Genomic DNA, 14,899 nt, shown 5'->3' on the forward strand with positions numbered 1-14,899 from the left:
ATGGACGACGAGCAGAACGTGTTGGCCAAAGTATGGCCGGAGGTGGTAGCCGAGCTCACCACCGGTTCGGCCGATGGTGCCATCCCGCCGGTGTCCCGGGCGCAGCAGGCCTGGCTCAAACTGGTCAAGCCGCTGACCGTGGCGCAGGGCTTCGCCTTGCTCTCGGTGCCATCGTCGTTGGCTCAGGAAGCCATCGAACGCGATCTGCGCGAACCCATTCTGCGCTCCCTCGGCCGTCGTCTCGGTCCACAGGTCGAGGGCCTCGGCGTCCGCATCGCGGCGCCGGCGACGCAGCCGACCGAACGTCCCGGCAATAATCCGCGCCACGCGCGCATGACGAGTCGGCCCGAACGTGGCCGCGACAGCGGTCGCGGCCCGGCGGGCTATCCCTCCCCCGACTATCCCGGACGCAACGACTACGCCCCGCCGCGTTATGCACAGCCCAACGACTACTCGGCGGCGCCCGACTACTCGACCGGATCGGATTACGCGGCGGCAACCGACTACCAGGCCGCGCCCGAATACCCGGGTGCGCCGGACTACCTGCCGGTGCCCGGATACGAAGTGGCGGGGGAATACCCGACCGACGAATACCCGAGCCGCGGCGACTACCCGGGCCAGACCAATGGCGAACGGCAGGAGCCCGCGCCCCGCCGCGAATCCGGACTCCCGCCGCGACGTGATTCGGTGCCCCCCGGACAGGAGTCGCTGTTCAATCCGGAGCCGACGCCGGAGCCGGTGCGGGCGCAGGGCCGGGCACCGATGCGGGAATCCGCGCGGGAATCCCGTCCGAGCGCCGATCCGGCCATCGCGGCCGCGCACGAATCGGTCCGCGAGCCGCTCTCGGACGACTCGCACGACGACGAACCCATCGTCAATGTCCGCAATTCGTGGCCCACCTACTTCACCAAATCGCAGGAGAATCCGGCGCCGTCGAATTCCTCGGCGAGCCTGAACGCGAAGTACACCTTCGAGACGTTCGTCATCGGTGCGTCCAATCGTTTCGCGCATGCCGCGGCGGTCGCCATCGCGGAGGCGCCCGCACGCGCCTACAACCCGCTGTTCGTCTGGGGCGCCTCGGGTCTGGGCAAGACTCATCTGCTGCACGCGGCCGGACACTATGCCCAGCGGCTGTTCCCCGGCATGCGGGTGAAGTATGTATCGACCGAGGAATTCACCAACGACTTCATCAACAGTCTGCGTGACGACCGCAAGGTGGCATTCAAGCGCCGCTACCGCGAGACCGACATTCTGCTCGTCGACGACATCCAGTTCATCGAGGGCAAGGAAGGTATCCAGGAAGAGTTCTTCCACACCTTCAACACCCTGCACAACGCCAATAAACAGATCGTGGTGTCCTCCGACCGGCCGCCCAAGCAGCTCGCCACGCTGGAAGAGCGGCTGCGCACCCGGTTCGAATGGGGACTGATCACCGATGTGCAGCCGCCGGAGTTGGAGACGCGCATCGCGATTCTGCGCAAGAAGGCCCGGATGGACCGGCTCGATGTACCGCACGACGTGCTGGAGCTGATCGCCAGTCGGGTCGAGCGCAATATCCGCGAGCTGGAGGGTGCGCTGATCCGGGTGACGGCCTTCGCCTCGCTGAACGGCCAGCCACTGGATCTGCCGTTGGCCGAGGTTGTACTGCGCGATCTCATGCCGGATACCGCGACGCTGGAGATCAATGCGGCGACGATCATGGCCGTCACCGCCGAATACTTCAACACCACACTCGAAGAGCTGACCGGGCCGGGCAAGGCCAGGCCGCTGGCCCAAGCCCGGCAGATCGCCATGTATCTATGCCGGGAACTAACAGATCTATCGCTGCCCAAGATCGGTCAGGCCTTCGGGCGCGACCACACCACGGTGATGTACGCGGAGAAGAAGGTGCGCAAGGAGATGACCGAGCGGCGTCGCGTATACGACCAAGTACAAGAACTAACAGCCCGAATTAAACAGCGTTCGCGCTGACCGGCACTAACACCCTCGGCACCGCCCCTGACCTGGGGCGGTGCTTTTTTGTGCCCTGTGGAGTCCTCGAGGAATTCTTGTGGAGTCCTCGAGGAAACTCCGAGTTGTGCACCGGTTCGTCCACAGGCTGTGCGCATGATGGAGGATCCGTTGCTAACAGGGGTGGAATCAACAGAGTCCACAGCCAGCTCCACACACAGGCGCTGACCAGCAATGGGCTCGGTCAGCGGCTTGGGGAATCCTCGAGGAGTCCATGTGGAGTCCTCGAGGATTCCTCGAGCTATCCACGATTCGGTGCACATGTGTGAACAACCTGGTGAATCAGGTGGAACAACTCGAGGAGCACTCGAGGATGAATGCGGAACAACTCCGCAACGTCCACAACCCCCCTCTGTTCATCCTCGAGTCACCCAGCGGTCATCCCCATCGCACCACGCCCTCGGACCTGCGGATTCGGCCGCAGTCCACAGATTCCACAGTGCCTACTACTACTTCAGTTCTTCTCCTTGAAGATCTCTCTTCAAAACAGGGTGTGTGGAAAGTCGATCAGTGCGCATCGGCATCCGAGCCACTCGCGCAGACAAGCAAGGAGAGGAGGCGCGACACATCCCGCGATTCACCCGCACTGTTCTCCTTGCTCGATATTTCGGAGTGCGGATCGTCTTCGCTACACAGAAGAACCGGAGGGTCGGGCTAGGTTCAGCTGGTCCGGACGAGTACGGTTCAATGTCGGTCGCCTATGCCAGACTGCAAGGCGGCAGGCACAGCACCCCCTTTTCGAGAATCAACGCTGACGAAGCCGACAGAGATCACGGAACCGGGAGAGGACAGAACGGGCGATGGAGCTGGCGAGTATGAAATTTCGGGTCGCCCGAGAGGATTTCGCCGAGTCCGTTGCATGGGTGGCACGCAGCCTCCCGTCACGGCCTCCGGTGCCTGTGCTCGGCGGCGTACTGCTCGTCGCGGGCGAGGACGGACTCACCGTCTCCGGCTTCGACTACGAGGTCTCCGCGCAGATGCGGGTAGCGGCCGAGGTCGCCGGACCCGGTGAGGTGCTCGTCTCCGGCCGCCTGCTCGCCGATATCACCAAGGCGCTGTCCAATAAGCCCGTCGATGTCGCCATCGACGGCACCCGTGTGCTGATCACCTGTGGCAGTGCGAAATTCTCGCTGCCGACTATGCCGGTCGAGGACTATCCCCAGCTGCCCGAGGTGCCCCAGCAGACCGGTGAGCTGAGCGTCGACGTCTTCGCCGAAGCGGTCGCACAGGTCGCCGTCGCCGCCGGGCGCGACGACACGCTGCCGATGCTCACCGGCATCCGGGTCGAGATCGAGGGGCCGCAGGTCGTACTCGCGGCCACCGACCGATTCCGCCTGGCGGTCCGGCATATCGAATGGCAGCCCGCCCGCACCGATATCGAGACCTCGGTGCTCATTCCGGCGCGGACTCTGTCGGAGGCCGCGAAAACGCTCGGCCCATCGGACGCTCCCGTGCAGCTTTCGCTCGGCACCGGCGGTGGCGCGGACGGTCTGCTCGGCATCGTGAACGCGGGCCGCCGGACCACCACCCGACTGCTCGATGCGGAATTCCCCAAGTTCCGCCAATTGCTCCCCAAGGAGCACACCTCGATCGCCACCCTTCCGGTCGCCACGCTGACCGACGCGATCAAGCGCGTCGCGCTGGTCGCCGAGCGCGGCGCCCAGGTGCGGCTGGAATTCACCGACGAAGGACTGCTGCTCTCGGCGGGTGGCGATGACGCGGGCCGAGCCGAGGAGTGGCTGGAGGCCGACTTCCGCGGTGAGGCACTGACAATCGCGTTCAATCCGGGCTACCTCATCGACGGACTCTCCGCGCTGCACGCCGATCGGGTTACCTTCGGTTTCACCACACCGAGCCGCCCCGCAGTGCTGCTGCCCGCAAGTGATGAGGAACCCAAGATGACGGAGTCGGGTGCGTTCGCCGCACTGGAGAGCCCGTACATCTACCTGTTGATGCCGGTTCGGTTGCCGGGCTGAGCATCGGCGGCGATGCGATTTATCCACAGTTCGTCCACAGACAGTGGATGGACCACAAGATGTTGTGGTCTGGGTCCGATTCGGCGCTATCAGCGGCGAAAAACGGCGATGACGACGGCCGGAGCGGAGTAGACGGGTGTTCATCCGGACGCTGTCACTGCGCGACTTCCGCTCCTGGGAGCACGCCGAGCTCGAATTATCCCCAGGCCGAACGGTTTTCCTCGGGTCCAATGGCAACGGCAAAACGAACCTGCTCGAAGCGGTCGGCTACCTCGCCACTCTGGGCTCGCATCGGGTAGCCGCCGATGCACCGCTGATCCGAATCGGCACCGATCGCGCGAGGATCGGCGCGACCGTCGTGAACGCGGGCCGCGAACTGCGCATCGATCTCGAATTGAACCAGGGGGCCGCGAATCGCGCGCAGATCAACCGATCGCCGGTGCGCAGGCCACGAGAAATCCTCGGCATTCTGCAGACGGTGCTCTTCGCACCGGAGGATCTCGCCCTGGTGCGCGGCGATCCCGGCGAGCGACGGCGCTTCCTCGACGAGTTGTGCACCGCAAGATTGCCTCGGCTGGCCGCCGTGCGGGCCGACTACGACCGGGTGCTGCGACAGCGTTCGGCCCTGTTGAAATCCGCTGGGCGCCAAGCCCGCTCGAAGGCGGAACTGAGCACCCTGGACGTATGGGACGGACATTTGGCGACCCACGCCTCGGTGCTGCTCGCCCAGCGGCTTCGCCTTGTGCACGATCTGTATCCCTATCTCGCGCAGGCGTATTCGTCGATCGCGCCCGAATCACGCCCCGCCGCAATCGGCTACCGCAGCGCGAGCCTGCCGCCGGAGTTCCTGGATCCGGCGCGCGCACCGCAGCCCGACGACGTCGAGGCACTGGAGACGAATATGCTGCGCGAACTGGTGGCGGCGCGGCCGAAGGAGTTGGAACGCGGGGTCTGTCTGGTCGGTCCGCATCGCGACGAGCTGGACCTGATGCTCGGCACCGCCCCCGCGAAAGGTTTTGCCAGCCATGGTGAGTCGTGGTCATTCGCGCTGGCGCTGCGGCTGGCGGCCTTCGAACTGCTGCGCGCCACCGGTGCCGAGCCGGTACTGCTGCTCGATGACGTATTCGCCGAGCTCGATCGCCGCCGACGCTCGGCGCTCGCCGAAGTCGCGGCCGGTGCCGAACAGGTGCTGATCACCGCCGCGGTCCCCGAGGACGTGCCAGCCGAACTTGCCGCGGTTCCGCTGCGGGTGGAGACGAACGGCGGTGCGGACGGCCGCATCTCCCGAATCGCCGACGCCGAAACTCCCACCACCACCGCCTGATCCGCGCGGCGTATTCGGGCCTGAGGTCGGCGGGTTTTTCGTGCGGCTGCTCTGTAAGATCACCCGCGGATGCAGTGCAACGCCGTGGCTACCAGCGCACGAACTGGTTTCGTATGGATGTGGGTGACTCACCTGGTACGTCCAGAACTCGTCGCGCATCCAACGGTCGGCCCGGTGATGAAGATTCGACGCACCTACGACCGGCAAAAGATTCGGGGAGAGAGGCGGACCGGTGACCGATCAAGCAGCGTCGAGCCCTTCCGCATCCGAGCCGGAACCGGAGCTGCGCGGTATCGATCTGGCGCGGCGTGCGCTCGAGGAGGCGCGGGCGGCTGCCAAGGCGAGCGGTAAATCGGTCGGGCAGGGCCGGGCGTCGCCGCGTCGGCTGCGTACCGGAGCCCGCCGCCGCACCGGCTGGTCGGGCGCACGGCCCGATGACCGTGACCCGCAACTGCTTTCGAGTCTCGCCGGCTCTATCGCGAAGAACCGCGGTTGGTCGGCCAAGGTCGCCGAGGGCATGGTCTTCGGCCGCTGGGCCGGTGTGGTCGGCGAGGACATCGCCTCGCATGCGACCCCGATGACATTGAAGGACGGCGTGCTGAGCATTGCCGCCGAATCCACGGCATGGGCCACCCAACTGCGCATGCTGCAGGGGCAGATCCTGGCGAAGATCAATGCGGCGGTGGGACAGGGCGTCGTCACGTCCGTGAAGATCACCGGTCCGGCGGCGCCGAGCTGGCGCAAGGGCGAGCGGCACATCAAAGGCCGAGGGCCACGGGACACCTACGGATAGGCGGCCGTCCCGACACAGATCGGTTTCACGTGGAACGCCGCGGCCGTCATCGAACGGAGGCCGCCCCGTAGGCTGAACTATGCTGCGGCCACCCGCGCACGAGGCCACGATTACGGCTCTGCCACACAGGCAACTCTCAGGCCGAATCTGATGGACTCAAACCCTATGAAGGCGGAACCGACCCATGCTCGACCGATTTCTCGCATCCACGGAGCCGTCAGGGGTGTCGTAGGTGCATTGTGGCTTGGGTCTACCAGTAGGATGGTGGGGTAACTAGCGGCGAACCTTCGGCGCGTTCCGTACAGCCCGCGCGTGGACCCGTATTTCACGACCAGAAATCAGACCGGGGTCCCACGCGTGCTGTCCGACCGCTGCGCCAGGGATCAGCAAGTAAGGAGAGCTACCGACCAGTGGCTGCCAAGGACTCCAACGCAACGGGCTCGACCAACGCGACATCGGGCAAGCAGGACTACGGTGCCTCCTCCATCACGGTTCTGGAAGGCCTGGAAGCGGTTCGTAAACGCCCGGGCATGTACATCGGCTCCACCGGCGAGCGCGGTCTGCATCACCTGATCTGGGAAGTCGTCGACAACTCCGTCGACGAGGCGATGGCGGGCTACGCCACGAAGGTCGAGGTCACGCTGCTCGCCGACGGGGGCGTCGAGGTCGTCGACGACGGCCGTGGTATCCCGACCGGCATGCACGCCCAGGGCATCCCCACCGTCGAGGTGGTCATGACCCAGCTGCACGCGGGTGGCAAGTTCGACTCCGACTCCTACGCGGTGTCCGGTGGTCTGCACGGTGTCGGCATTTCCGTGGTCAACGCGCTGTCGCACCGGCTCGAAGCCGAGATCGACCACGACGGTTACCACTGGAGCCAGACCTACAAGGACGCCAAGCCCGGCAAGCTCGTGCAGGGTGAGCCGACCAAGCGGACCGGCACGACCATCCGCTTCTGGGCGGATCCGGAAATCTTCGAGACCACGACCTACAACTTCGAGACGGTGGCCCGCCGGCTGCAGGAGATGGCGTTCCTGAACAAGGGCCTCACCATCGTCCTCACCGATGAGCGGGTGAGCGATACCGACGTCACCGACGAAGTGGTCAGCGAGACCGCCGAGGCGCCGAAGCATGCCGACGAGGAAGCGCCCGCGCCCGCGCACAAGGTGAAGACCCGCACCTACCACTACCCCGGTGGGCTCGAGGACTTCGTCAAGCACATCAACCGGACCAAGCAGCCCATCCACAACTCGGTGGTGAGCTTCACCGGCAAGGGCACCGGCCACGAGCTCGAGGTCGCCATGCAGTGGAACTCGGGTTACTCCGAGTCGGTGCACACCTTCGCGAACACCATCAACACCCACGAGGGCGGTACCCACGAAGAGGGTTTCCGCGCGGCGCTCACCACGGTGGTCAACAAGTACGCCAAAGACAAGAAACTGCTCAAGGACAAGGACGGCAACCTCACCGGTGACGACATCCGCGAGGGCTTGGCCGCGATCGTCAGCGTGAAGGTCGGCGAACCGCAGTTCGAGGGCCAGACCAAGACCAAGCTCGGCAACACCGAGGTGAAGTCGTTCGTGCAGCGCACCTGCAACGAACACCTCTCGCACTGGTTCGAGGCCAATCCGGCCGATGCGAAGACCATTGTGAACAAGGCGGTTTCCTCCGCACAGGCCCGCGTCGCCGCGCGCAAGGCGCGCGAATTGGTGCGTCGCAAGAGCGCCACCGACCTCGGCGGCCTGCCCGGCAAGCTGGCCGACTGCCGATCCAAGGATCCGAGCAAGTCCGAGATCTACATCGTGGAGGGCGACTCCGCCGGTGGCTCGGCCAAATCCGGCCGCGATTCGATGTACCAGGCGATCCTGCCGCTGCGCGGCAAGATCATCAATGTCGAGAAGGCCCGTATCGACCGCGTCCTCAAGAACAACGAGGTGCAGTCGATCATCACCGCCTTCGGCACCGGCATCCACGACGAATTCGATATCGCCAAGCTGCGGTATCACAAGATCGTGCTGATGGCCGATGCCGATGTGGACGGCCAGCACATTTCCACCCTGCTGCTGACGCTGCTGTTCCGCTTCATGCGGCCGCTGGTCGAGCACGGGCACGTGTATCTCGCGCAGCCGCCGCTGTACAAGCTCAAGTGGCAGCGGTCCGAACCGGAGTTCGCCTACTCCGATCGCGAGCGCGACGGGCTGCTCGAGGCGGGTCTCGCCGCGGGCAAGAAGATCAATAAGGACGACGGTGTCCAGCGCTACAAGGGTCTCGGCGAAATGAACGCCAAGGAACTGTGGGAGACCACCATGGATCCCTCGGTGCGGGTGCTGCGTCAGGTCACCCTCGACGATGCCGCCGCGGCCGACGAGCTGTTCTCCATCCTGATGGGTGAGGACGTCGAGGCGCGTCGCAGCTTTATCACCCGCAATGCCAAGGACGTTCGCTTCCTCGACGTGTAACCGGCGTGACGCGAAATTCCACGTCCGGTGCCAAAGGAGACTTTTAGATGACTGAAACCACCCTGCCACCCAACGGCGGAGCGGGTGACCGGATCGAGCCGGTCGATATCCAGAACGAAATGCAGAGCAGCTACATCGATTACGCGATGAGCGTGATCGTGGGCCGCGCGCTGCCCGACGTCCGCGACGGCCTCAAGCCGGTGCATCGCCGCGTGCTGTACGCGATGTACGACAACGGCTACCGGCCCGACCGCGGCTATGTGAAGTCCGCCCGTCCGGTCGCCGAGACCATGGGTAACTACCACCCGCACGGTGACGCGTCGATCTACGACACCCTGGTCCGCATGGCCCAGCCGTGGTCGCTGCGCTACCCGCTGGTCGACGGTCAGGGCAACTTCGGCTCCCGCGGCAACGACGGCGCGGCCGCCATGCGCTACACCGAATGCCGCCTGACCCCGCTGGCCATGGAGCTGCTGCGCGAAATCGACCACGAGACGGTCGATTTCACGCCGAACTACGACGGTCGCTCACAGGAGCCGACGGTTCTCCCCAGCCGGGTGCCCAACCTGTTGATGAACGGCAGCAACGGCATCGCGGTCGGTATGGCGACCAATATCCCGCCGCACAACCTCAACGAGTTGGCCGAGGCGATCTACTGGGCGCTGGAGAACTACGACGCCGACGAAGAGGCGACCCTCGCCGCCTGTATGGAGCGGGTCAAGGGCCCGGATTTCCCGACCTACGGCCTCATCGTCGGTAGTCAGGGCATCCAGGACGCCTACACCACCGGTCGCGGCTCGATCCGGATGCGCGGCGTGGTCGAGATCGAAGAGGACAACCGTGGCCGCACCACGATCGTCATCACCGAACTGCCGTACCAGGTCAACACCGACAACTTCATCAACTCCATCGCGGAGCAGGTGAAGGACGGCAAGATCGCGGGCATCTCCGATATCCACGACGAGTCCTCGGACCGCGCGGGTATGCGGATCGTGGTCACCATCAAGCGCGACGCGGTTGCCAAGGTGGTGCTGAACAACCTCTACAAGCACACCCAGCTGCAGACCAGCTTCGGTGCGAACATGCTCTCGATCGTCGACGGCGTGCCGCGCACACTGCGTCTGGATCAGATGATCCGGCTCTACGTCGAGCACGAGTTGGAAGTCATCATCCGGCGTACCAGGTACTTGCTGCGCAAGGCCGAGGAGCGGGCGCACATCCTGCGCGGTCTGGTCAAGGCGTTGGACGCGCTGGACGAGGTCATCGCGCTGATCCGGCGTTCGGCCAATACCGACACCGCGCGCACCGGCCTGATGCAGTTGCTGGATATCGACGAGATCCAGGCCACCGCCATCCTCGATATGCAGCTGCGCAGGCTGTCCGCCCTGGAGCGGCAGAAGATCGTCGACGAGTTGGCCAAGATCGAGGCCGAAATCGCCGACCTCAAGGACATTCTCGAAAAGCCGGAGCGCCAGCGCGCGATCGTGCGCGATGAGCTGGCCGAGATCGTCGAGAAGTACGGCGACGAGCGGCGCACCAAGATCGTGGCCAATGACGGCGATATGGCCGACGAGGATCTCATCGCCCGCGAGGATGTGGTCGTCACCGTCACCGAGACCGGTTACGCCAAGCGCACCAAGACCGACCTCTACCGCAGCCAGAAGCGCGGCGGTAAGGGCGTGCAGGGCGCGGGTCTCAAGCAGGACGACATCGTCAAGCACTTCTTCATCAGCTCCACGCACGACTGGCTGCTGTTCTTCACCAACAAGGGCCGGGTGTACCGGGCCAAGGCCTACGAACTGCCCGAGGCAAGCCGGACCGCGCGCGGTCAGCACGTCGCGAATCTGCTGGCCTTCCAGCCGGATGAGAAGATCGCCCAGATCATCCAGATCAAGGGCTACGAAGATGCGCCCTATCTGGTGCTCGCCACCAAGAACGGCCTGGTCAAGAAGTCGAAGCTGTCCGACTTCGATTCCAACCGCAGCGGCGGCATCGTCGCGGTGAACCTGCGCGATGACGACGAATTGGTCGGCGCAGTGCTGTGCTCGGCCGATGACGATCTGCTGCTGGTGTCCGCGCGCGGTCAGTCGATCCGCTTCTCCGCCACCGATGAGGCACTGCGTCCGATGGGCCGCGCTACCTCCGGTGTGCAGGGCATGCGATTCAACGCCGACGATGAACTGTTGTCGCTCAATGTGGTTCGCGCCGACACCTATCTGCTCGTCGCGACCTCCGGCGGTTACGCCAAGCGGACCGCGATCGAGGAATACACCCCGCAGGGTCGTGGCGGTAAAGGCGTATTGACTATCCAATACGACACCAAGCGTGGCACTCTGGTCGGTGCGCTCATCGTCGACGACGAGGATGAGTTGTATGCGATCACGTCCGGCGGTGGTGTTATCCGGACGGCGGCGAAGCAGGTTCGTAAGGCTGGACGACAGACCAAGGGCGTGCGATTGATGAACCTCGCCGATGGCGATACGTTGCTTGCTATCGCGCGCAATGCCGACGAACCCGATCCTGATTCGATCGTCGGCGGAGACGGCGACACCGGTTCCTCTGAGCAATAACCCCACAGCGGCGGCAACGAACGGATCTAAGGATTCCCATTGACCACGAATCAGCCGAACGACGAGCGGCACCAGACGAACGGTGTAACCGAACGGATCGCACCGTCACCGATTCCGCCGCGGCCGATCCCACGGCCGGTCGCATCGGCCGAGAACGGCCAGCCGAGTGGCCCGCAGGGAGGGGCCCAGCCGCACGAAATGCACAGCCAGCAAGGCGAAGTCGCGTTCAAGGCGCCGGAGCCGAACTCGGGTGCGGACAAGCCGGAGGCATTCGATCAGCGGGCGGCTCGGCCGGGTAACTCCGGCGAGTCGGCCGCGCCGGATGCAGGCGAGCGCTCGGCATCGAACGGCGGCGGCCAGTCGCCCTTCCAGGAGGGCTGGTCGCAGCTGCCGCAGCGAGAGCCGCAGTCGAACCTGTACCGCCCCGGGCAGCCTCCGGTACCCGGTCGCCCGAATTCCACCGGCGGCGGGCTCGGCGGTGGTGGGCTCAGCGGTGGCGGTGGCGGTGGTGGCCTCGGTGGCGGCGGTCTCGGCGGCGGCAATGCCCGTACCACCGCGGATCTCGCGGCCAAGGCCGCGCGCAAGGAGGCGGCGATGGTGAAGTCCGTCGGCATCGACGGACCGACCCGCAGCATCGCGCGCCCTGAACTGATCAAGGACATGCCGGACCTGTCCGATATCCGGCACCCGCTACCGTTCGAGGCCCCGGCGGGCCCGCAGGCCACCCCGGTCTCGCCCGCGGTTCCGGTCGCCGTCGCGGCGGCCGTCGCCTCCGGTGAGCCACTGCGGGCCACGGTGCAGATCCGCCGGATCGACCCGTGGTCGACCCTGAAGATCTCGCTGGTGATCAGCGTGGCCATGTTCTTCGTGTGGATGCTCGCGGTCGGTCTGCTCTACATCGTGCTCGAGGGCATGGGTGTGTGGGAACGGCTCAACAGCACCTTCACCGATATGGTCTCCTCCGACAGCGGCTCGGTCGGGTTGGTCGATGCCGGTTCGGTATTCGGCTATGCCGGTGTCATCGGGTTGATCAATGTGGTGCTTTTCACCGCATTGGCGACCGTCGGTGTCTTCATCTACAACCAGTGCTGTGACCTCGTCGGCGGTATCCAGGTGACCCTGGCCGACCCCGACTAGAACGGTGTCCACTCGGCCGGTCGCTGTCCTCTCGCAGGGCGGTGACCGGCCGTTTTGGTCATCGGCAGGCAGGTAAGGTAATCTCGTGCCTCGGTTCGGTTAGCAGCTCCGGCGGGTATCCGAACAAGAAATAAGGGCCTATAGCTCAGGCGGTTAGAGCGCTTCGCTGATAACGAAGAGGTCGGAGGTTCAAGTCCTCCTAGGCCCACTCCCGAACATCACAGTAGGGTGGGAATCATGAAAATTCTCCTCACGGTCGGTGTCGTTGTCGCGGTTCTCATCGGAATCACCAAGCTGCGCAAGCGTGACGATGCGGACCTGTGGCACGAAGTCACCACCCGCTGAACTGCCTTCGGGCAGTAGGGATTCGGGGCCTTAGCTCAATTGGCAGAGCACTGCCTTTGCAAGGCAGGGGTTAGGGGTTCGATTCCCCTAGGCTCCACTCGATGCAGGCTCATGCTCACGGAGAGCGTGAGCCTTGTCTCGTTTCGCGTGTCTTTTGGGGGCGAAGCCCCCAAGCCCCACCCCGGAGGGGCTTCGCCCCCCGGGGCCCCCCACGTGCCTGGCTCGCTTGTATAGGTGATGCGCTCGGTCCCCAGCCCCAGCCCCAGCCCCAGCCCCAGCCCCAGCCCCAGCCCCAGCCCTCGGCTGTTCAGATGCCGGACCTGGGCCCGGGGCCTGCCATGGGACTAACGCAGATGTCGCGCTCGGTCCCGGGCCGTCACGCCTGGCTCGGCTGCCTAGACGGCGCACCAGCCCGGGGGCCTCACATCCAGCTCGTTCGCCTAGATGGCGGATTGGACTCAGGGGCCCCTCATACCTTGTTCGCCTGTATGGATGTCGTACTCAGCTGCGGGACCCATATCTGTTTTGGTCTGTCTGGAGGCGCGTGGCTTCATGGCTGCTTACGGGTGGCTGGAGCCGCTTTCGAGCAGTTCACGCAGGAAACAGAGGGGGCAGATGGGATCGAAAGGAGCTGTCGCCTCGGTTCGGGTGGTCGGTGTGGATTGCGGCACGACCCCGTCCGGGGATGCTGCCGCTGTGGGTGACTGCAGAACGACTGCCATTGAAATCGCCCCGGCGGCAAGAACACTCAGCATGGCACGGTTCAAGAGATCCTCCACTCATATGAAATTCGACTGCACGATGTTCTCACTGGCAGCCCTCATCGTGTTGTGAAGCGCCCAGCTTCGCATCGGTAGCCCCTAGGTGGTGGAATGTTGCCCCACCTAGGTAGATCCGGATGCCGCGACCGGCCACAGCCCCTCGGTGAGGTTGCGTGGCGTTGTTGGTTCGGCACCTCGGGGGGGCGATCGGTCGCGGCGGGCTAGACCGTCGAGAACTGTGGTTCGCCCAGGTTGTCGGGTTCTGTCCAGCGGTCGGCTGTCGCGGCTTCGGTATCGCCCTTGGTGGCGCCGAGGCGGACGGGGACGGTGGTCAGGCCGCGGATCAGGAGGCTCTTGCGCCACGTCAGCTCGGTGGCTGGTACGTCAAGTGACATTTCTGGGATTCGGGCCAGTAGGCGGGTGAGGGCGATGGATGCTTCCATGCGGGCCAGGGCGGCGCCGATGCAGTAGTGGATGCCGTGGCCGAACGCGATGTTTCGGTTGTCGGTGCGGGTGGCGTCGAAACGGTCCGGTTCGGTGAATCGCTTCGGGTCGCGGTTGGCCGCGGCGATCGAGATGATGATGAATTCGTCCGCGTCGATGTCTTGATTTCCCAAGGTGATCGGGGCGGTGGTGTAGCGGGCCGTGCCGAAATGGACCGGACCCTGGTAGCGCAGGGTTTCCTCGATGAAGTCCGGAATTCTGCTCGGGTCGGCACGCAGGCGGTCGGCCAGGTGCGGGTCGATCAGGAGCTCGAGCAGGGCGTTGCCGATCAGGTTGACGGAGGTTTCGTGACCGGCGGTCAACAGCAGGAACAGCATGGAGATGAGTTCTTGCTGGTCGAGTCGGTCATCGTCGTCCTTCGCGACGATGAGTTCCGATAGCAGGTCGTCGAGCGGGTGTTCGCTGCGCTCGGCGATCAGGTCGGTCAGGTAGGTGAAGAAGCTCAAACCGGCGCTGGTGCGCTTCTCGATGTCGGCCGAGTCGTCGACGAGGATGGCCGTCCAGGCTCGGAATTCGTCCTTGTCCGCGTCAGGCACGCCGAGCAATTCGCAGATCACCGAGATCGGCACCGGGAAGGCATAGCTGTCGATCAGGTCGGCGGATTCGCGGGTGGTCAGGTCGTCCAGCAGGGTGTCGGCGATCTGCTCGATTCGAGGTCCGAGATCGCGGATGGCACGGCTCGCGAAGGCCTTCGCGACGAGGCTGCGCAGGCGGGTGTGCTGCGGCGGGTCGGCGAAAAGCATGTTGTCGTTGATGGCGCCGTTGTACTGGCCGTCGGCGCCGTGTTCGGCCATGACGGCCTGCCCCCGCGGCGATCCGATCTTCTTGCTGATGGTCGGCTCGACGAAGGCCTGCTTCGCCATATCGTGATCGACGATCATCCAGCCGAGCACCCCGTCCAAGCGGACGCGATGGATCGGGCCGCGCTTGCGCAGTGCCTCGTAGACCTCGTGCGGATGTTGGTAGAACTCATCGGTCAGCTCGAGGATCTCATCCGCGGGTTTCACTTGTTCATACATC

The 14,899-nt window shown here is 64.9% G+C and carries 9 protein-coding genes and 2 tRNA genes; 10 read left to right on the top strand and 1 reads right to left on the bottom strand.

What is annotated here, in order from left to right:
• The 10 genes from dnaA to ACQP1T_RS00050 all read left to right on the top strand — a co-directional run bounded on the left by dnaA (nucleotide 1) and on the right by ACQP1T_RS00050 (nucleotide 12,711).
• Nucleotides 1-1,971: a chromosomal replication initiator protein DnaA gene (gene dnaA / locus ACQP1T_RS00005; RefSeq protein WP_433757883.1), complete on the top strand. Its 1,971-nt coding sequence runs from the start codon at nucleotides 1-3 to the stop codon at nucleotides 1,969-1,971.
• Nucleotides 1,972-2,810: 839 nt separating this feature from the next.
• Nucleotides 2,811-3,986: a DNA polymerase III subunit beta gene (gene dnaN, locus ACQP1T_RS00010; protein WP_433757884.1), complete on the top strand. Its 1,176-nt coding sequence runs from the start codon at nucleotides 2,811-2,813 to the stop codon at nucleotides 3,984-3,986.
• Nucleotides 3,987-4,122: 136 nt separating this feature from the next.
• Nucleotides 4,123-5,310: a DNA replication/repair protein RecF gene (gene recF / locus ACQP1T_RS00015; RefSeq protein WP_433757885.1), complete on the top strand. Its 1,188-nt coding sequence runs from the start codon at nucleotides 4,123-4,125 to the stop codon at nucleotides 5,308-5,310.
• A gap of 232 nt (nucleotides 5,311-5,542) precedes the next feature.
• Nucleotides 5,543-6,103 (top strand): DUF721 family protein, encoded by a 561-nt coding sequence (locus ACQP1T_RS00020; RefSeq protein ID WP_433757886.1) that lies wholly within the window; start codon nucleotides 5,543-5,545, stop codon nucleotides 6,101-6,103.
• A 410-nt stretch (nucleotides 6,104-6,513) separates the two neighbouring features.
• Nucleotides 6,514-8,562: a DNA topoisomerase (ATP-hydrolyzing) subunit B gene (gene gyrB / locus ACQP1T_RS00025; protein WP_433757887.1), complete on the top strand. Its 2,049-nt coding sequence runs from the start codon at nucleotides 6,514-6,516 to the stop codon at nucleotides 8,560-8,562.
• A gap of 47 nt (nucleotides 8,563-8,609) precedes the next feature.
• Entirely contained in the window at nucleotides 8,610-11,132 is a 2,523-nt protein-coding gene (gyrA, locus tag ACQP1T_RS00030) for a DNA gyrase subunit A (protein ID WP_433757888.1), read from the top strand.
• Between the two features lie 198 nt (nucleotides 11,133-11,330).
• On the top strand, nucleotides 11,331-12,269 hold the full coding sequence (locus ACQP1T_RS00035) for a DUF3566 domain-containing protein (protein ID WP_433762545.1): 939 nt from the start codon (nucleotides 11,331-11,333) through the stop codon (nucleotides 12,267-12,269).
• Nucleotides 12,270-12,403: 134 nt separating this feature from the next.
• Nucleotides 12,404-12,477 (top strand) — tRNA-Ile (locus tag ACQP1T_RS00040).
• 29 nt (nucleotides 12,478-12,506) lie between these two features.
• The gene (locus ACQP1T_RS00045) at nucleotides 12,507-12,614 is read left to right on the top strand and encodes a DLW-39 family protein (RefSeq protein WP_218007666.1); all 108 of its coding nucleotides are present in this window, start codon (nucleotides 12,507-12,509) and stop codon (nucleotides 12,612-12,614) included.
• A 24-nt stretch (nucleotides 12,615-12,638) separates the two neighbouring features.
• Nucleotides 12,639-12,711, top strand: a tRNA-Ala gene (locus ACQP1T_RS00050).
• Between the two features lie 885 nt (nucleotides 12,712-13,596).
• Here the strand turns inward: ACQP1T_RS00050 and ACQP1T_RS00055 are convergent.
• Entirely contained in the window at nucleotides 13,597-14,886 is a 1,290-nt protein-coding gene (locus ACQP1T_RS00055; protein ID WP_433757889.1) for a cytochrome P450 family protein, read from the bottom strand.
• Nucleotides 14,887-14,899 lie beyond the last annotated feature (13 nt).

Source organism: Nocardia sp. CA-135398 (assembly GCF_050955845.1).
Lineage (GTDB): Bacteria > Actinomycetota > Actinomycetes > Mycobacteriales > Mycobacteriaceae > Nocardia.